At 65.7% G+C, this 16,387-nt stretch carries 18 protein-coding genes; 8 read left to right on the top strand and 10 right to left on the bottom strand.

What is annotated here, in order from left to right:
- Nucleotides 1-269: 269 nt before the first annotated feature.
- Together pmrG and OU419_RS18205 are read left to right on the top strand one after the other, a co-directional pair.
- A complete protein-coding gene (gene pmrG / locus OU419_RS18210) occupies nucleotides 270-866 on the top strand; it encodes a lipopolysaccharide core heptose(II)-phosphate phosphatase PmrG (RefSeq protein ID WP_254475579.1) in 597 nt (198 codons plus the stop codon).
- A gap of 20 nt (nucleotides 867-886) precedes the next feature.
- Nucleotides 887-1,729: a phosphatase PAP2 family protein gene (locus OU419_RS18205; protein ID WP_254475580.1), complete on the top strand. Its 843-nt coding sequence runs from the start codon at nucleotides 887-889 to the stop codon at nucleotides 1,727-1,729.
- Here the strand turns inward: OU419_RS18205 and OU419_RS18200 are convergent.
- From OU419_RS18200 to OU419_RS18160, 9 genes are all read right to left on the bottom strand, one after another.
- Nucleotides 1,716-2,288 carry a COG3904 family protein gene (locus tag OU419_RS18200; RefSeq protein ID WP_254475581.1) on the bottom strand — a complete coding sequence of 191 codons (573 nt, stop codon included), beginning with the start codon at nucleotides 2,286-2,288 and terminating at the stop codon, nucleotides 1,716-1,718. The two genes, OU419_RS18205 and OU419_RS18200, sit on opposite strands and share 14 nt — an antisense overlap.
- A 94-nt stretch (nucleotides 2,289-2,382) precedes the next feature.
- Nucleotides 2,383-2,760, bottom strand: coding sequence for an NUDIX hydrolase (locus tag OU419_RS18195; RefSeq protein ID WP_254475582.1), 378 nt, complete (start codon nucleotides 2,758-2,760; stop codon nucleotides 2,383-2,385).
- 114 nt (nucleotides 2,761-2,874) lie between these two features.
- The gene (locus OU419_RS18190; protein WP_254475583.1) at nucleotides 2,875-4,254 is read right to left on the bottom strand and encodes a sensor histidine kinase; all 1,380 of its coding nucleotides are present in this window, start codon (nucleotides 4,252-4,254) and stop codon (nucleotides 2,875-2,877) included.
- Nucleotides 4,254-4,910 (bottom strand): response regulator, encoded by a 657-nt coding sequence (locus OU419_RS18185; protein WP_254475584.1) that lies wholly within the window; start codon nucleotides 4,908-4,910, stop codon nucleotides 4,254-4,256. The genes OU419_RS18190 and OU419_RS18185 overlap by 1 nt, the downstream gene beginning before the upstream one ends.
- Before the next feature lie 78 nt (nucleotides 4,911-4,988).
- Complete coding sequence (locus OU419_RS18180) at nucleotides 4,989-5,789, bottom strand: SDR family oxidoreductase (protein WP_254475585.1); 801 nt, start codon at nucleotides 5,787-5,789, stop codon at nucleotides 4,989-4,991.
- Nucleotides 5,776-6,462, bottom strand: coding sequence for a TenA family transcriptional regulator (locus OU419_RS18175; protein WP_254475586.1), 687 nt, complete (start codon nucleotides 6,460-6,462; stop codon nucleotides 5,776-5,778). The genes OU419_RS18180 and OU419_RS18175 overlap by 14 nt, the downstream gene beginning before the upstream one ends.
- Before the next feature lie 11 nt (nucleotides 6,463-6,473).
- Entirely contained in the window at nucleotides 6,474-7,940 is a 1,467-nt protein-coding gene (locus OU419_RS18170) for an AMP-binding protein (RefSeq protein WP_254475587.1), read from the bottom strand.
- Nucleotides 7,930-8,613, bottom strand: coding sequence for a thermostable hemolysin (locus OU419_RS18165; RefSeq protein WP_254475588.1), 684 nt, complete (start codon nucleotides 8,611-8,613; stop codon nucleotides 7,930-7,932). Before OU419_RS18165 ends, OU419_RS18170 begins: the two co-directional genes overlap by 11 nt.
- A gap of 73 nt (nucleotides 8,614-8,686) precedes the next feature.
- The gene (locus tag OU419_RS18160) at nucleotides 8,687-9,592 is read right to left on the bottom strand and encodes a LysR family transcriptional regulator (protein ID WP_254475589.1); all 906 of its coding nucleotides are present in this window, start codon (nucleotides 9,590-9,592) and stop codon (nucleotides 8,687-8,689) included.
- Nucleotides 9,593-9,691: 99 nt separating this feature from the next.
- Here OU419_RS18160 and OU419_RS18155 point away from each other — a divergent pair, with 99 nt between their 5' ends.
- The 3 genes from OU419_RS18155 to ycaC all read left to right on the top strand — a co-directional run bounded on the left by OU419_RS18155 (nucleotide 9,692) and on the right by ycaC (nucleotide 12,033).
- Nucleotides 9,692-10,558 carry a pirin family protein gene (locus OU419_RS18155; RefSeq protein WP_254475590.1) on the top strand — a complete coding sequence of 289 codons (867 nt, stop codon included), beginning with the start codon at nucleotides 9,692-9,694 and terminating at the stop codon, nucleotides 10,556-10,558.
- A 105-nt stretch (nucleotides 10,559-10,663) separates the two neighbouring features.
- Nucleotides 10,664-11,350 (top strand): hydrolase, encoded by a 687-nt coding sequence (locus OU419_RS18150; protein WP_254475591.1) that lies wholly within the window; start codon nucleotides 10,664-10,666, stop codon nucleotides 11,348-11,350.
- A gap of 56 nt (nucleotides 11,351-11,406) precedes the next feature.
- Nucleotides 11,407-12,033 (top strand): isochorismate family cysteine hydrolase YcaC, encoded by a 627-nt coding sequence (gene ycaC, locus OU419_RS18145; RefSeq protein WP_254475592.1) that lies wholly within the window; start codon nucleotides 11,407-11,409, stop codon nucleotides 12,031-12,033.
- A gap of 105 nt (nucleotides 12,034-12,138) precedes the next feature.
- On the opposite strand, the gene OU419_RS18140 is transcribed toward ycaC, so the two are convergent.
- A complete protein-coding gene (locus tag OU419_RS18140) occupies nucleotides 12,139-13,686 on the bottom strand; it encodes a GGDEF domain-containing protein (RefSeq protein WP_254475593.1) in 1,548 nt (515 codons plus the stop codon).
- A 425-nt stretch (nucleotides 13,687-14,111) separates the two neighbouring features.
- Here OU419_RS18140 and OU419_RS18135 point away from each other — a divergent pair, with 425 nt between their 5' ends.
- The 3 genes from OU419_RS18135 (at nucleotide 14,112) to OU419_RS18125 (ending at nucleotide 16,372) form a co-directional block, all read left to right on the top strand.
- Nucleotides 14,112-14,456 carry a cupin domain-containing protein gene (locus OU419_RS18135; RefSeq protein WP_254475758.1) on the top strand — a complete coding sequence of 115 codons (345 nt, stop codon included), beginning with the start codon at nucleotides 14,112-14,114 and terminating at the stop codon, nucleotides 14,454-14,456.
- Nucleotides 14,457-14,624: 168 nt separating this feature from the next.
- Complete coding sequence (locus OU419_RS18130) at nucleotides 14,625-15,821, top strand: DUF2235 domain-containing protein (protein ID WP_254475594.1); 1,197 nt, start codon at nucleotides 14,625-14,627, stop codon at nucleotides 15,819-15,821.
- A gap of 155 nt (nucleotides 15,822-15,976) precedes the next feature.
- Nucleotides 15,977-16,372, top strand: a complete 396-nt coding sequence (locus OU419_RS18125) for a DUF4280 domain-containing protein (RefSeq protein WP_254475595.1) — start codon at nucleotides 15,977-15,979, stop codon at nucleotides 16,370-16,372.
- Nucleotides 16,373-16,387: the final 15 nt, after the last annotated feature.

Below are 16,387 nucleotides of genomic sequence, written 5' to 3'. Positions count from 1 at the left end.
CCGTCTTCCAAAGGCTTTGCGCACTGTCACGACATCTTCAGCAATTCATGACGCCTTCTTCACGAATCCGGCGCTAGGTTTCCCCACGCCCGACATCTGACAACCCCGCAGTGCGATGTGAGCCCCAGGGATGGGCCGGGCATTCCGAATGCACCAGTTGCGTGTACCGGGCAGGGAAGCAACCAGTCATTCATTCCGCCGGGAGCCCTATGCAGATTTCCGTTTTCGCCCAGAAGGCACGACGCGTCCTTGCCAGCCGGTGGCTCCTGTTGCCGCTCGCTGTTCTGGCGCTCGGCCTGATCAGTGGCTTCTGGCTGATCCGCCCGCCGGCTGCCGGAAATATCGCCCATGACTATGCGAGCCTGGAGGCTTTGCGCGAGCACTGGCGGCAGGGCGACCTGATCATCCTCGTACGGCATGCCGAGCGTTGCGACCGCTCCAGCGCTCCGTGTCTTTCGGCTCCCGACGGCATCACCGTCCGGGCCCAGGTGGCGGCCCACGAGCTGGGCGAGCGCTTCCGCGTGCTCGGCGTCGCCGATGCCGACATCTACAGCAGCCCGCAGGTGCGCGCCGAGCAGACGGCCGCCTCGATGTTCGGCCAGCAGCCGGCGCAGCAGAACTGGCTGTACGACTGCCGTGGCTCGATGCTGCGCCAGGCGCAGCAGCACAAGGTGGCGCACCGCAACCTGATCCTGGTGACCCACAGCGAATGTATCGAGGACCTGGAGGCCACCGTGAGCATCGCCGAACCGGCAACGCCGGACTACGCCTCTTCGCTGTTCCTCATCAACGATGGCCAGGGTGCGCCCAAGCTGCTCGGCTATCTCGATGCCGACCAATGGGCCGCCGTCGCTCCGATTCGTTAAAAATCCCGCAAGGACTCTGCATGTCGTCTGCCTCCCGCTTCTATCTGATCAACGTCGGCGTACCCGTGCTGCTGGCGGTTCTGCTGTTCTGCATGTTCGACCTGACCAACCTGGACGTGCTGATCAGCAACCAGTTTTACGATCCGGTCACGCATAACTTCGTACTGCAGCATGACCACCTGTTCGAGAAGCTGACCCACAAGCTGCCGCGCATCATCCCCGACACCACTGGCGAGCTGGCGGTGATCGGCATGCTGCTGTCGCTGATCTGGCCGCTGCTGCCCAAGGGACGCTTCAGTGCCTGGCTGGAACGTGTGCGGGTCGCGCCGTCGTTGCGCTGGCTGGCGGCGCACCGCAGGGACTTCATCTTCGTGGTGGTGGCCTTCGCCATCACCACCGGGATGGTCCACTACTTCAAGAGCCACACCAGCGTCTGGTGTCCGGTAGAGACCACGCTGTACGGCGGCATTCATGAGAAGCGCGAGTGGTTCGAGAACTTCAGCCTGCTGCACGAGGCGGGCGAGGGGCGCTGCTGGCCGGGCGGCCACGCCTCCAGCGGTTTCACCGTGCTGGCGCTGTACTTCGTGGCGCGCCGCTATCGCTGGCGTCATGCCCGCGCCCTGTTCGCCGCGGTAATGGTGCTGGGCCTGGTCTACGGCACGACCCGCGTGCCGCAGGGCTGGCACTTCGTTTCGCACACCTTCTGGTCGGGGATCATCGTCTGGCTGACGATGCTGGGCACCGCGCTGGCCTTCTACGGCCGCGAGCGTCTGAGTCAGCCGGCGCTTGGCGCGCGCCAGCGGCAGGCGGATGGGCTCGGCGCTGCGGTGCTGGAGTCGGTTCCGGTGGTCAGCGGGCGCTGACGCGGTTGGGCGTGCCGCCCAGGCGGTAGCGCTCCAGCTCCTGGGGGGAGAGCACGCGCATGTGCTGCGGGTCGATCCCCTGCATGTCGTCGGCGAGGGCGAGCGGGATGTCCATGTCGCGCAGGTAGCTGCGCGCGTTGTAGCTGCCGGCGGCCAGCGACGAGTCGCCGCCGGGGTAGTAGGGACGATGCAGGCCGACGTAGCCGCGCACGATCTTGCGGTGGCCGGCGGCGAGCAGGTAGACGCATGAGCCCTGGCAGACGCCGTTGGCCGGCACCAGGGTTTCGAAGCCTGACTCGCGCAGCAGCCGGCCCATCTTGATCGACTCCGCCGCGCTGCCGCCGATGCTGTCGAGCAGCGCCACCTTGCGGGAGAACTTGCCGGGATTGCCCATCAGGCCCTTGAGCAGCCGCTCGTAGTCGCCCGGGGCGATGTCCTCGGAGATGCGTACCGCGAGCACCGGACCGACCTTGCTGTGCTGCACCGGCTGCACTTCGACCTTGGCGTTGACGGCGGCGGAGCTGAGCAGTGTGGCGCAGAGCAGTGTGGCGCGGAGCATCGGTCGGGAGTCCTGTGAAGGGTGCGTTGGGGAAGGCGCCGAAGATACCGCGAAGCACCGGCGCCGCGCACCCTCGGAAGCGGCGATCAGCCGTTCAACCGGCCTTTGGCAGGCAGGTGCGCAGCAGGCGCCGCACCGACTTGTTGATCTTGCGCCGTGCCACGTCTTCCGGGCCGAACCAGCGGCAATCGGCGATCTCGTTGAGCGGCACCGGCTGCTGGGTGGGGTCGACTGGCGTTTCGAACACGTAATGCAGGGTCTGGTACAGCTCCAGCGGCGCGAGATAGCTGAGCTGCGATGCCTGCAGGCCGGTCTCCTCGTTCAGCTCGCGCTGGGCCGCCTGGCCTGGCCGCTCATCGCCTTCGATGCGTCCGCCGGGCAGGTTCCATTTCGACTTGGCCTTGCGCACGAAGAGTATCTTGTCATCGAGACGGCAGATGACGGTTGCGCGTTCCTTGAGTGCCTTTCCCATGTCGAATTCCCCCTACCGCAGCGTGCTGGAGCTTTTCTGCAAGCATATGCCGCCGGCAGAAAATCTCCAGTATCCAGAAGAGGTTATGTTAAGTACCTCGACGTACGGTGAAGTTCAGCCGCGGGATTCGCCCTGCACGGGCAGGCGAACCCTCGCCAGCAGGCCGCCTTCGGGTCGGTTGCGCAGGCGCACTTCGCCCCCAAGCCGCTGCGCCGCCATGTTCACGATGGACAGGCCCAGACCCGCGCCGCCGGGGTTGCCCTCGCTGTGGAAGCGCTCGAAGGCCCGCTCCAGACGCTCCTCGTCGATGCCCGGGCCGCTGTCCTGCACCGTCAGCAGCAGGTCGTTGCCCTGACGTTCGAGGGCGACGCGCACGGTTGCGCCAGGGGGGGAGAAATTCACCGCGTTGCTGACCAGGTTCTGCAGGATCACATCCAGCGCACTCACATCGCTGACGGTGCGGTAGTCGGCGGAGGCGATGTCCAGGTCGGGCTCGACCTGATGGCGCAGCATCCAGGGTGTCAGTTCTGCCAGGGTATCGGTCACCAGCGCCTGCACGTCCAGCGTTTTCCAGTGCCCGCGGCTGGAGCTCGGCTCCAGCCGCGCCATCGTCAGCAACTGGTTCACCACACGACTCAGGCGGTCGGCTCCGTCGATCAGGAAATCCAGGGCCTGCTGGCGCTCCCGTTCGTCGCTCGCCTGGGCCGCGTTCTGCGCATGCAGGCGCAGGATCGCCAGTGGTGTGCGCATCTCGTGGGCGGCATCGGCGATGAAGCGGTGCTCGCGCTGCAGCAGGGTTTCCACCTGGCTGAGCAGACGGTTGAGGGCGGCCTGCATTGGTTCCAGTTCGCGTGGCAGCGGCACCAGTTGCAGCGGCTCCAGCGCGTCCGGATGGCGGGCGCGGATCACCCGGGCCATGTTCTGCAATGGTTGCAGGCCCCAGCCGATGGCCAGCCAGACCAGCAGGGCCAGCGCCAGGCTGCCGGCCAGGAACGGCAGCAGCGTATGGCGCACGATGCGGCCGACCAGGTCGCCGCGCACGTCATTGCGCTCGCCCACCCAGATCACCAGCTTCTGCTCTGGAACTGGCAGGACGAATCCGCGCCACTGCCCGCCAGTACCGGGCATGGTGTGGAAGCCCGGTGAGCGCGGCGGATTGCTGAACTCCGGGGTGCTGGGCGAGCGCACGAGCACTTGCCCATCGTCGCTCCAGACGGTGAACGCCAGTTTGTTCTCGTACGGGTGGCCGGGGCGGCCTTCGCCGGCCTGGCTCAGTGCATCGTTGAACGCGCGGTACAGTGACCGACGGTCGTTGCCGGCCAGCGGCAGGCTCATCACGCCCTGCAGCAGGCGGGCGTTCTGCGCCAGGTGGGCATCGTAGATCTCGGCGATCTCGTGGCTGCTGTCGTGGTAGTTGTACAACGCCAACAGGCCGGTGCCCGCCAACAGCAGGAGCATCACCCGCCACAGCGTGCGGCTGCGCAACGAGCTCATCAGGCTTCCACCAGGTAGCCGATGCCTCGCACGGTGCGGATCAGCCCGCTGAAGAGCTTCTTGCGCAGGTGCGAGATGTGCACTTCCAGCGTGTTGCTCTCGGCGCTCTCGTCCCAGCCGTAGAGGAGTTGGGTCAGCCGGTCGCGGGTGAAGACCTTGCCCGGTTGCGACAGCAGTTCGTGCAGCAACTGATACTCCTTGGGGGTGAGCACCACGTTCCGGCCCTGGTAGCGCACCTGCTGCGTGGTCGGGTCGAGGCTGACGCCGGCGTGCTCGATCAACGCCCGCGCACGACCGCTGCTGCGGCGCAGCAACGCGCGCAGACGGGCCTTGAGTTCGTGGAGGTCGAAGGGTTTGACCAGGTAGTCGTCGGCTCCCGCATCGAGGCCGGCAATGCGGTCATCGGTGGCATCGCGGGCGGTGAGGATCAGCACCGGCACCGTCGAGCCGCTTGCACGCAGGTTGGCGAGTACCTGCAGCCCGTCCAGCCGTGGCAGCCCCAGGTCGAGCACCAGCAGGTCGAACTCCTCGTTCTGCAAGGCGTGCAGGGCGCTGACTCCGTCCTGCAACCAGTCGATGGTGTAGCCCTCCTGGCGCAGGCCGGTGCGAACGCCTTCACCGAGGGCTTGGTCATCCTCTACCAACAGCAAACGCATGATCAGTCCTGTCTTGCCTGGATTTTCCTGAGTAAAGCACCGATCTCCCCGCGCTGTCCTCGTTGCCTGGCGCTTGCATCAGCGGGGCTCGTCCTCGTCGTGGCTGTAGCGGCGAATCAGCGGCAACTGCTTGCGCAGCGCGCGGTCGACTATGCCGGGCAGCATGCCGTTGATGCGCACGAAGAGTTTTTCCGGCCAGCCCAGGTACAGCTCGCTGCGCTTGCCCTCAATGGCGGCGAGCACCGCCTGGGCGACGTCGCGAGGGTCGTCCATACCGACCTTCAGTGCCTCGTTGAGGGCAATCGCGGCGTCGCTGTTCATGCCGGTGCGGGTTGCGCGCGGGGCGACGTACAGTACGTCCGTCGAGGTGTCCGCCAGCTCGCGGCGCAGCGCTTCGGAGAAGCCGCGCAGCGCGAATTTGCTGGCGCAATACACGGCGTAGCCCGGATAGCCGATGGAGCCGTAGGTAGAGCCGACATTGACCACCAGCGCGCGCGGCTGCCCGCGCAGGACCGGCAGCAGCAGGCGAGTGAGTTGCAGGGTGGCGCCGATGTTCAGAGCGACCATATCGTCCAGCCGTGACTCGTCCAACTGGTCGAGCATGGCGAACTGGTTGATCCCGGCGGCATTGATCAGCAGGTTGACCCCGCCGATGCGGCGTACTTCGTCGAGCAGCGCCTGGCGATCGTCGCCGCTGCGCAGATCGGCGGCCTGCCAGCGCAGGCGTTCGGGATAGCGGCGCATCACCGCCTCCAGCGCGCCGGCATGGCGGCTGGCGGCCAGGACCTGTGCACCCGCCGCGCAGAGCTGTTCGGCCAGTTGCAGGCCGATGCCGCCGCTGGCGCCGGTCAGCACCGCCCGGCATTCAGACAAACGCATGCCGCACCTCGGCAGCGTCGTCCTGCGCCCTTGGCAGGCCACGGAACATGTCGGCGTAGAGGCGGTAGACCACCTTCGCCGCGTGGATCACCGCTTCCTGGTCGACGGGGTCTTCCAGGCGATTCATCAGGCGCCGGTACGTCTGCATGTGCTCCTGGTCCAGCGAACCGTGGGAACTCAGGTAGCTGAACGCCTCCTGCGGCAGGCCGAGGCTGTTGCGAATGGCGCCGGCTGCGTGGGTGGCCAGGGCGATGCTGGTGCCTTCGAGCACATTGACCATGCCGAACAGGCCGACCGGGTTGCCGCGCTGGATGAGGTCGTAGAGGAACGCCACCATCAGCTCGATGGCCAGCGCCGGGCGCGCGTTGCGCACGGCTTCGGGGTCGCCGCCGCAGGCCGCGATGTCATCGAGGATCCAGCGTTCGTGGCCGTACTCTTCGTCGATGTACTCGCAGACCGCGCCACGCAGCCATTCCAGGTGAGCGGGCAGGCGTGCTCCGCAGGCCATCATCAGTGGCACGGTGTGGCGCACGTGGTGGTAGGCCTGGGACAGGAACGCGATGTAACCCTCCAGGCTGACGGTGCCGGCCAGCGCCTCGCGGATCACCGGGACGCTGAACAGCGTGTCGCGCTCCTCACTGGTGGCGGCTTGCAGGGTTGCGAAGAACGACATGGCGGTGAACCTCACTCGGTAACCATTGCGCAAAGGGTTTCGCGGTACTGCTCCAGGATCGCCGCGCGGCGCGGGCGGCCATTGGGGGTGAGCAGGCCGTTGCTGTTGCTGAACGGTTCAGGCAGGCGCGCCCAGCGGTGGATGCGTGCGTAGTCCGGCAGCAGGGCGTTGCAGCGCTGCACCGCATCGGCCAGGGCCTGATCGCTGCAAGTGGGGTCCAGCGGCCAGAGCAGCGCCAGGTTCTGGTGCAGGCCTTCGCCGTGGACGAAGGCCTGGAGCAGCACGCCGTTCTGCGTGAGCTCCGCTTCGATCCATTCCGGGTTGACGTTGCGCCCGAAGCTGGTGATGAACTGATTCTTCTTGCGTCCGGCGAGGTACAGGTAGCCGTCGTCGTCGAAGCGACCGATATCGCCGGTGGGCCACCACGGGTCCAGGTGCGGTGGCTCGCCCAGGTAGCCGAGCAGGGACGAGCCGCTGACCAGCACCTCACCATCCTCGGCCAGCTTCACCTGGACGTGGGGCAGCGGCTTGCCGACGCTGCCGGGGCGCACCGCGCCGGGACGGTTCAGGCAGACCACCGAGGCGCATTCGGAGAGGCCGTAGCCTTCGAACACCGGCAGCCCGGCTTTGGCGGCGCGTTGCAGGAGCGAAGGAGCGACCCGTGCGCCACCCACGGCGACGTATTTCAACGGTCCGGGCCGCATCGCGCCGCGCTCGATGGCCGTCACCAGGCCGAGCAGCAACTGCGGTACCAGGATCAGGCTCTGCGCGCCGCTCAGGACGATGCTGCCGAGCAGGCGCTGCCAGTCCACGCTGCTCGACCCGTTCAACCCCAGTTGCGCGGACGGCAACAGGGTCAGGGTGGCGCCGGCGAACAGCGCCGCGTACATCCCCAGGTTCTCCAGCAGCACGGCCAGCGGCAGGATCGCCAGGTACTGGTCCGGGCCGCTCGGCCGGCTTGCCGCTTCCAGTTCACGGGCGACGCGGAGCAGGGCAGGGGCGTCCAGGCAGACGCCCCGTGGCGTGCCGGTGCTGCCGGAGGTGTAGGTGATCTTCGCGGTTGCCGGCGGCAGCTCCGGGTCCACTACCGACGGGCGATACCAGAAGGTTTCGCCGCGGCTGAAACCGTTGCCGCGCAACTCGTCATCCATTGCCGGCTCGGCGATGGCCAGGGTCGCCTGGCTCTGCATCAGGCAGTGGGTGCGCTGCGCCGGGCTGAAGAACGGCGGCAGGATGATGCAGGGACGTTCGCTAAATAGCGCGGCCAGATCCCAGATCAGCGCTTGCGGCCCGTTGTCCAGCGCCAGGGCGAAGGCGCCGGAGGGCTGTTCGGCCAGCAGCGCGGCACGCGTCTCCACGGCTTGCAGCAGTTGCGCGTAGTTCAGCCGTTGCGTCGTCCCGCGCAGCGCCAGGCGCTCGCCGTGGCTGCGCGCATGGTGGCGCAGCAGGTGCAGGAAGTCCTCCACTTCAGGCCGCATGATCGCGCCTCGCGTGGTAGAGCAGCACCGGGAAGCCCAGGCGTTCATAGGTACCGCTGAGTTCCAGGCGCTCGTGGCCGTAACGGATGCTGCCGGCGAACACCTGCGGGTGCTGGTCGTAGTAGCTGCCCCAGTCGGCCTTCTCGCCGTTGAGCCGCGCCGGGTCCGCCGGGCCGAGCACCGTCGGCTCCAGTCCCAGGCGGTGGAAACTGTTGATCAGCGTCGCCGCGCCGGTGAAGGCCACCCAGCGCAGCCCACGCGCGGCCAGCAGCCAGGTCGTCGCCGCGATGATCAGGCGGGCGCTGCCGGCGCTCCTGGCCGCAAGGTTGCCAACTTCCACCAGTTCCTGGCGCGCCACCGGGTAGCCGGCGACGCGCGCCACGGGGCTTTCCAGCGGTTCGTCGAGATAGCGTTCGAGGAACAGCGGCTCATGGGCTGCCAGACGGATACCGGCGGCCGCCACCAGCGTGCCGTGGCGGTCGCGCAGGCTGAGCAGCTCGGGCAGGAACTGATGTACGTCGGCGTGGTGGACTCGTTCGAAGCGCTCGTGCACGAAGGCTTCGATCTCCCGCCGTTGCGGATCGCCGTGGCCGACCAGGCGCAGGCTGGCCAGGTGGGTGTCGCGCGGGCCGATGTGGAACGGAAACAGTGACTCCCATTCGGACTGGGTCATACCTTCTCCCCCAACCAGGAATTCATTCGTCGGGGGAGTATTGGCGGCGAGTCTGAACGCAGTCTGAAGATGCTCAGGCCATGTCGCTGTGCGCGAACTCCTGGCCGAGGAAGTCCAGCAGCGCCCGTACCGATGGCAGCAGCCCGCGCCGCGAGGGGAACACCGCCTGGACCATGCCGGTGCGCGGCGCCCAGTCCGGCAGCAGGTTGATCAGGCTGCCGTCGTTCAGATCGCCGCTCACCACCACCGCCGGCATGTGCACCGCGCCGACGCCGGCGAGGGCCGCCTGGCGCAGCGCCACCAGGTCGTCGGTGATCATTCGCGGGCGATGCCGCACTTGCGCGTTGACGCCGTTGGGCCCGTCCAGGTGCCAATGGTACTCGCGTTGCACCGAGCCCCAGTGCAGCGTGGGCAGCGCCGCCACATCGGCGGGGATCGGCCGCGCCGGCAGCCGCTCGCGCAGGGACGGGGCGCCGACGATGCGCTGGCGGCTCTCGCCCAGCACCTTCATTACCAGGTCGCTGCTTTCCAGCGGAGGGAAGCGTACGCGCAGGGCGATATCAATGCCTTCCTGGATCAGGTCCACCTGGCGGTTGGTGCTCTCCACCTGCAAGGCCACCAGCGGGTGGGCAATCATGAAGCGCGCCAGCATCGGCCCGACCCAGAAGTTCAGCAGCGCGGTCGGGCAACTCAGGCGCACCACGCCCTGCGGTTCGGAACGGTGCCGTTCGATCACCTCGGCGGCGCTTTCGGCTTCCACCAGCATCGCCAGGCAATGGCGGTAGTACTCCTGGCCGATCTCGGTCACCGAGAAGTGCCGGGTGGAACGCTGGATCAGGCGCACGCCAAGACGTTCCTCCAGGGTCGCGACGCGCCGGCTTAGCTTCGACTTCGGCTGGTCCAGCGCGCGGCCGGCAGGGGCGAAGCCGCCGTGCTCGACCACCTGGGCGAAGTAATAGAGATCGTTGAGGTCTTCCATCCTGGCGTTCTCCAAATGGAACTCTGAGGTGAATTATTGCCGTCTACCGGGAACATTGTTGCAGTTTTATCGTGTCTCCATGCACTAAGGAGGCACCCCATGAAACAGATTCTCGGTATCTACAGCGCACCCCGGCCGCATTGGGTCGGCGACGGCTTCCCGGTCCGCACGCTGTTCTCCTACGACAATCTCGGCGAGCACCTCAGCCCGTTCCTGCTGCTGGACCACGCCGGCCCGCACGACTTCACTCCCAGCGCCAGCCCACGGGGTGTCGGCCAGCACCCGCACCGCGGTTTCGAGACGGTCACCATCGTCTACCAGGGCGAGCTGGAACACCGCGACTCCAGCGGCGGCGGCGGGCGCATCGGCCCCGGCGACGTGCAGTGGATGACCGCCGGCGACGGCATCCTCCACGAGGAATTCCACTCGCCGCAGTTCAGCCGCCAGGGCGGCACGCTGCACATGGCGCAGCTCTGGGTGAACCTGCCGGCGCGCGACAAGCGCACCGCGCCGGCCTACCAGACGCTGCTCGCCGCCGACATTCCGCAGGTCGAGCTGCCCGACGGCGCCGGCACCCTGCGGGTGATCGCCGGCAGCTACGACGGTCGCGACGGCCCGGCCCATACCTTCAGCCCGCTGGATGTCTGGGACCTGCGCCTGAAGCCGCAGCGTCCGCTGGACCTGCGCGTGGCACCGGGGCGCAACACGGCGCTGGTGGTGCTGCGTGGCAGCGTGCGGCTGGACAGCGGGGAAAGCCTGCGCGAAGGGCAACTGGCGCTGTTCGACCGCCGTGGCGACAGCCTGCTGCTGGAAGCCGACAGCGATGCGCTGCTCCTGCTGCTCGCCGGCGAAGCGCTGAACGAGCCGATTGTCGGCTACGGCCCCTTCGTGATGAACAGCGACAGCGAGATCCAGCAGGCCATCGACGACTTCCGCGAAGGTCGCTTCGGCCAACTCAGCCGATGAGTGTCACACCCCGGACTTGGCAGTCGCCTAGTCTGGTACATCACCCGCGCCGGATGGCGCGGGTCAATCCGGGCTCCATACCTGCCCACCCCAGGAGACATAGACATGAGCAACTTCTCCCAGATTGCCAACTTCAACGGCCAGCGTCCGGTGATCGATCCCGATGACACCGCCATGCTGCTGATCGACCACCAGAGCGGTCTGTTCCAGACGGTCAAGGACATGCCCATGACCGAGCTGCGCAACAACGCCATCGCCCTGGCGAAGATCGCCAGCCTGGCGAAGATCCCGGTCATCACCACCGCGTCGGTGCCGCAAGGCCCCAACGGTCCGCTGATCCCGGAAATCCATGAGGCCGCGCCGCACGCTCAGTACGTGGCGCGCAAGGGCGAAATCAACGCCTGGGACAACCCGGAATTCGTCGCCGCCGTGGAGAAGACCGGCAAGAAAACCCTGGTCATCGCCGGCACCATCACCAGCGTCTGCATGGCGTTCCCAGCCATCTCCGCAGTCAACGCCGGCTACAAGGTATTCGCCGTGATCGACGCCTCCGGCACCTACTCCAAGGCTGCCCAGGAAATCACCCTGGCGCGTGTCGTCCAGGCTGGCGTAGTGCCGATGGATACCGCCGCCGTGGCCTCGGAAATCCAGCGCACCTGGAACCGTCCGGACGCAGCTCAGTGGGCCGAAGCCTATAGTCTGATCTTCCCCCACTACCGTCTGCTGATCGAAAGCTACACCAAGGCCCAGCAGGTGGTGACCGAGCACGAAACACTCGACTCGCAACGCTGAGTCACCCCGCGCCCGGCGTACGCGCCGGGCTTTCAATCTGCAAATGAGGAAACGTCATGAGCAAGCCCTACGTCCGTCTCGACAAGTCCCAGGCCGCCGTACTGCTGGTCGATCACCAGGCTGGTCTGCTCTCGCTGGTTCGCGACATCGATCCGGACAAGTTCAAGAACAATGTCCTGGCACTGGCCGACCTGGCCAAGTACTTCAAGCTGCCGACCATCCTCACCACCAGTTTTGAGAGCGGCCCCAATGGTCCGCTGGTTCCCGAACTCAAAGACCTGTTCCCCGATGCCCCGTACATCGCGCGGCCGGGCAACATCAACGCCTGGGACAACGAGGATTTCGTCAAGGCAGTCAGGGCCACCGGCAAGAAACAACTGATCATCGCCGGCGTGGTGACCGAAGTGTGCGTGGCATTCCCGGCGCTGTCGGCACTGGAGGAGGGCTTCGACGTCTTCGTGGTGGCCGATGCTTCGGGCACCTTCAACGAAGTCACCCGCGACGCGGCGTGGCGCCGCATGGAAGCCGCCGGCGCGCAGATGATGACCTGGTTCGGCGTGGCCTGTGAGCTGCACCGCGACTGGCGCAACGACATCGAGGGCCTGGCAGCGCTGTTCTCCAGCCACATCCCCGATTACCGCAACCTCATCACCAGCTACAGCACACTCACCGCCGGCAAGTAAGGCGGTCCGTCCACGCGCTGCGCGTGCAGGCGCGGCGCCTGGCACCGGTGGCCCGGCCGGCTGTGCAGAGCCGGTCGGGCGCACCGGACCCAGTCTCCCGGCGGTTCAGCCCGCCACCACCCGGTTGCGTCCTGATTGCTTGGCCCGGTAGAGGCACTCGTCGGCGGCCTTCAGGATGGCTTCCGGCTCGCCCACTCCGCTGGCCGCACCGATGGATATGGTCAGGTGCCCGACCCGCGGCACCTCGGCCGCCTCCACGGCACCGCGGATGCGCTCGGCGATGCCCCTTGCGGTCTCCAGGGGGGTATCGGGCAGCAGCAGTACGAACTCCTCGCCACCCGAACGGCAGGCCAGGTCCTCGCCCCGCGAGTACTGCCGCAGAATCGCCGCCACCCGTTTGAGCGCCTCGTCCCCCGCGTCGTGTCCGTAGGTGTCGTTGACGCGCTTGAAATAGTCGATGTCCAGCGCCAGCACCGAGTAGTGCAGGTTCGCCCGCGTGAGCACTTCCAGCGCCGAATCCATCGCCCGGCGGTTGGCCAGCCCGGTCAGCGGATCGCTTTGCGCCTCGTGGCTCAGGCGGCCGAGCTTCTGCTGCAGCAATTGCACCCCGGTGAGCAACGCCTGGCGAATGGCGGCGGCTTCGGCGTACCAGGTCTTCACCTCGCGCAGTTTCGCGGTGGTCTCCGGGGCCGAGAGCTTGTCCGCGCCCTTGGCCAGTTGTTGCAAGGGATGGCTGATCAGCGCAGCGCCGGCCCAGATCAGCACCAGGCCGACGAGGCTCGCCGGAATGATGCCGATGAGCATCGAGGTCATCAGCTCGCGCAGTGTCACCAGCGTGAGCTCCCGAGGCTGCTGCGCCACCACCGCCCAGTTGGCATCGGCGACCGGCGCGTAGCCGGCGAGCATCGGAATGCCCCGGTAGTTGACGATCTCCTGCGCGCCGCTTTCGCCGCGCAGCGCGGCGTCCACCGTGGCGCTGCGGCCCAGCAGTTCGCCGAGCCGGGATTGGTTGGGGTGATACAGCAGGCGCCGGTTGGCGTCTGCGACGAAGGCGAAGGTACCGTCGCGATGGAAGTGGCTGCTGATGATGGTGTGCAGCATGCTCTGCTTGACGATATAGACCGAGCCGCCGACCACCCCGAGGAATTCCCCCGAGGGGCTGACGATGGGTTGCGAGATGAACACCACCAGATTGCCCGCCACCGATTCGTAAGCCTGGCTGACCAGCGGGCGACGTTCCTTCAGCGCCTGCAGGATGCCCTCCGAGCGCAGCGTAGTGCCGACGATCTGCAGCGCGTCGGGGTATGCCTGCAGCACCTTGCCGGTGGCATCGACGATGGCAATGGAGTTGAAGTACGCATCCTGTGCCTGCAGGCGCACGGCTTCGGCGCGGATCACCTGCGGGTCGTTCATGTGCCGGGACAGGATCGCCGTGCTGTAGCTGAGGTGGCGGTGCGCCGAATTGAGGAACTCGCCGATGCTGGACGCGACCTTCGCCGCGTAGGCGCTGTTGGCTTCGCGCGCGGAGTGGATCAGAGCGTCGCGCTGTACCTGATAGGCGACGAACAGGCTGTTGCAGAGGGTGGCCAGGGTGGTCAGCAGGACGAAGACCAGCAGCATGCCACGCAGGGTGACGACGCGTTCCCTGATCATGCGCGCCGCCGAAGGGAAGGTGAGGGGGCTGCCGCCTCGTTGGCGGAAGCGGGATACGTGGGCTTCACAGGTTGGGCCATGAAATGCTCGGGTCCGATCTGGTCAGGTGGGCTCGTCACGCGCGGCCGCCTCAGGCATGGCGCTTTGCAGAGCATAGGCAAGTGTCGGCGGATGGCCATTCGGCGCTGATGTCTGGCGAGCGTATTGCCACTCGCGGCACACGGCGGAGGCGGGGTGGCTGGCCGGGAAGCGGGAGGAAAATCGCTGCAAGAGTATTCAGCCGCGCCATCGCGCAGCCTTTCGTCGCCTTTCGGGCGCTGGCGGCATCGAACGCCGCACCGGACGGCGAAGCAGCGCTTCACTGATGAAGGAGACACGGCGTGTCTTTCTTCCACTGGGCCTGCCGGGCAGGCGAGGAGGGCAGCATGAGCGACGAGCAGGCGTCACACGAGACGAGGGGCGTAACGGTGGAACTGCTGGCGACGGTCGACCTCGGCCCCGAGATCGACGGCATGGCAGGCCGCCACCTGCGGATGCGCAAGGTGACCATCGCTCCCGGCGGCGTGTTCGGGCCGGTCCACGATCACAAGGACAGGCCCGGTACCGTGTTCATCCTGCAAGGCACCATCACCGACCATCGCAACGGCATCGCCACCGACTACGGCCCCGGCGTGGGCTGGCCGGAGGACCGCAACACCACGCACTGGCTGGAAAACCGGGGAGCGATCACGGCAATCGAGATTTCCGTCGATATCGTCCGGCAGATTTGAAGCCCGCCCCCTGCCCCTGGGGCGGGGGCGCTCTGTAACTAGCGCCAGCGCGGAACAGCGGCTAAAACTTGTGTGGCTCTTTCATATGTCCATGATGATCTGAATGGAAGCACCACGGTAAATGCTGGATAGCGTAGTTGCCGTGGCGTTCTGATAAATGGAGAAGTAATGGAAACTGCATATCTGATATTTGATGGGACCGGGCAAAATGCGGCCAGTGGAAATGAACACACGGTAAGGTTGGCAAGGGAACTCGAAGCTGCTGGATTACCGGTCGAGACCATAGCCGGGCCGGGAACATCGGACACCGTGATCAGGAAGGCAAAAAAAACGGACTTCGATCTGGCGCGGGGTGAGCTATATCCCCCCGCTCACGAGATTCCCTTTCACTTCGATATTATCAGGGACACTCTTGCCGGAAATTTTTTCGGGGATGGTGTTTATGAGAATGTCGATGAGGGAGTTGAAAAGTTCAAGGATCTCCAGAAGCTGGGCGTTACCGAAGTTGTCATGGTCGGGTTCAGTCGAGGGGCGGTAACGGCGGTTCTTGTGGCAAGAAAACTGGCAGAACTCGGTGTGGTCGTTCCAGGGGACAATATCCGTATAAAAATGTTTCTGCTGGACCCGGTGCCAGGGCCGAAGCTGGTGGCGGGTAATACGCTGGAAATCCCGAAGATCGTCAGTTACTGCTACAACCAGCGGTCGGTCCATGAGTCCAGACCTTTCTTCGATGCACTGAACCTGACGGTGGAGGACGAGTTCGCCACGACCCTTGATCCGGACTATTCGATTGGCGTGCACGGGGATGTAGGAGGCAGTACGCAGAGCCCGGTTTCCACATTCAACTACCTGGATTTGAAAAGGCGGCTTGGCTTGCCGGTTTCCACTTCCGATTACCATGAGTCCATTCTGGATGCGTTCGATGCCAGCTCTTCGGTCACGAATCCGGGGGTCTTAAAGGAATTATCCAGTGGGCAGGGTTTTTCGAGACGGCCGTTTGGCGAGTTGCATAGCGGGCTGTCATTTCCATCGGATTCTGCGCTTAAAAGTATCTGTGTTGCCAGCGAGGCGATTCGCATTGCGTTGGCCAATAAGCAACTTTTCGATTCCAGGTTCGATGACAAGCTTTATAAGCAGTTCAGTGATACCGTCCATAAACATGCTGTCAACGATAGTGCGAATTATACGACGCGCCAGAAACCGGTCGTCAGAGGACGCCAGGGAATGGTTTTCTCTCCGAAAGTGCATAATCCGATAAAAATTCCCAGAGGAGGTCGGCCGGGAATGCTCACGACCTTGCTTATCGGCGGAGTGATCGGTGCTATTGCCTATATGACAACGCCGTCGAAGCCAGGGCAGGGATGAAAGCCTCCATCCAGGACAATGATTGCTGACTCGCCCTCCGCTAATGTCCAGAGAAATCCATGCAGCCAGTCGGTACGCGGTTGCGACGGTGAACAGGCGGCCCAATGAGCACTCGTACGCTCCGCGGTCGCAATGGCTTCAGGAGCACCAATGCAATGGGATGTCCTCACGTATGCAGCGGCGCCACGCTGCAATGCAGTTTCGGCATGGCGCCGTCGATGCTCAACGTTCTGCCGGTCAACAGGACGCTGACCTCGGGCATGCCGGCCGCCAACCTGCAGGATCACATCCCACTGGTGAACATACTTCCCTTCGGTATGTGCAGCAGCCCGGCGAACCCTGCGGTGGCAGCGGCCACCGCCGCTGCGCTCGGGGTGCTGACACCGATGCCCTGCATACCGGCCACCGCTGCGCCCTGGGTTCCCGGTGGCCCGCCCAGCGTGCTGCTCGGCGGCATGCCCGCCCTGAATGCCAACGGTGTGCTCATGTGCAGTTGGGGCGGGGTGATCAAGGTGCTGGTACCGGGCCAGGTGCAGGAACTGATTCCCTGATGCCGATCGGTCACG

This window comes from Pseudomonas triclosanedens, assembly GCF_026686735.1.
Taxonomy (GTDB): domain Bacteria; phylum Pseudomonadota; class Gammaproteobacteria; order Pseudomonadales; family Pseudomonadaceae; genus Pseudomonas; species Pseudomonas triclosanedens.
The sequence above is the reverse complement of the archived record's forward strand: the minus strand, read 5'-3'. Positions and strand labels throughout refer to the sequence as shown.

Coding starts and splice junctions, on each gene's coding strand:
- OU419_RS18205 (WP_254475580.1), top strand. CDS start 887: ATGTCGTCTGCCTCCCGCTTCTATCTGATCAACGTCGGCGTACCCGTG.
- OU419_RS18200 (WP_254475581.1), bottom strand. CDS start 2,288: ATGCTCCGCGCCACACTGCTCTGCGCCACACTGCTCAGCTCCGCCGCC.
- OU419_RS18195 (WP_254475582.1), bottom strand. CDS start 2,760: ATGGGAAAGGCACTCAAGGAACGCGCAACCGTCATCTGCCGTCTCGAT.
- OU419_RS18190 (WP_254475583.1), bottom strand. CDS start 4,254: ATGAGCTCGTTGCGCAGCCGCACGCTGTGGCGGGTGATGCTCCTGCTG.
- OU419_RS18185 (WP_254475584.1), bottom strand. CDS start 4,910: ATGCGTTTGCTGTTGGTAGAGGATGACCAAGCCCTCGGTGAAGGCGTT.
- OU419_RS18180 (WP_254475585.1), bottom strand. CDS start 5,789: ATGCGTTTGTCTGAATGCCGGGCGGTGCTGACCGGCGCCAGCGGCGGC.
- OU419_RS18175 (WP_254475586.1), bottom strand. CDS start 6,462: ATGTCGTTCTTCGCAACCCTGCAAGCCGCCACCAGTGAGGAGCGCGAC.
- OU419_RS18170 (WP_254475587.1), bottom strand. CDS start 7,940: ATGCGGCCTGAAGTGGAGGACTTCCTGCACCTGCTGCGCCACCATGCG.
- OU419_RS18165 (WP_254475588.1), bottom strand. CDS start 8,613: ATGACCCAGTCCGAATGGGAGTCACTGTTTCCGTTCCACATCGGCCCG.
- OU419_RS18160 (WP_254475589.1), bottom strand. CDS start 9,592: ATGGAAGACCTCAACGATCTCTATTACTTCGCCCAGGTGGTCGAGCAC.
- OU419_RS18155 (WP_254475590.1), top strand. CDS start 9,692: ATGAAACAGATTCTCGGTATCTACAGCGCACCCCGGCCGCATTGGGTC.
- OU419_RS18150 (WP_254475591.1), top strand. CDS start 10,664: ATGAGCAACTTCTCCCAGATTGCCAACTTCAACGGCCAGCGTCCGGTG.
- ycaC (WP_254475592.1), top strand. CDS start 11,407: ATGAGCAAGCCCTACGTCCGTCTCGACAAGTCCCAGGCCGCCGTACTG.
- OU419_RS18140 (WP_254475593.1), bottom strand. CDS start 13,686: ATGATCAGGGAACGCGTCGTCACCCTGCGTGGCATGCTGCTGGTCTTC.
- OU419_RS18135 (WP_254475758.1), top strand. CDS start 14,112: ATGAGCGACGAGCAGGCGTCACACGAGACGAGGGGCGTAACGGTGGAA.
- OU419_RS18130 (WP_254475594.1), top strand. CDS start 14,625: ATGGAAACTGCATATCTGATATTTGATGGGACCGGGCAAAATGCGGCC.
- OU419_RS18125 (WP_254475595.1), top strand. CDS start 15,977: ATGGGATGTCCTCACGTATGCAGCGGCGCCACGCTGCAATGCAGTTTC.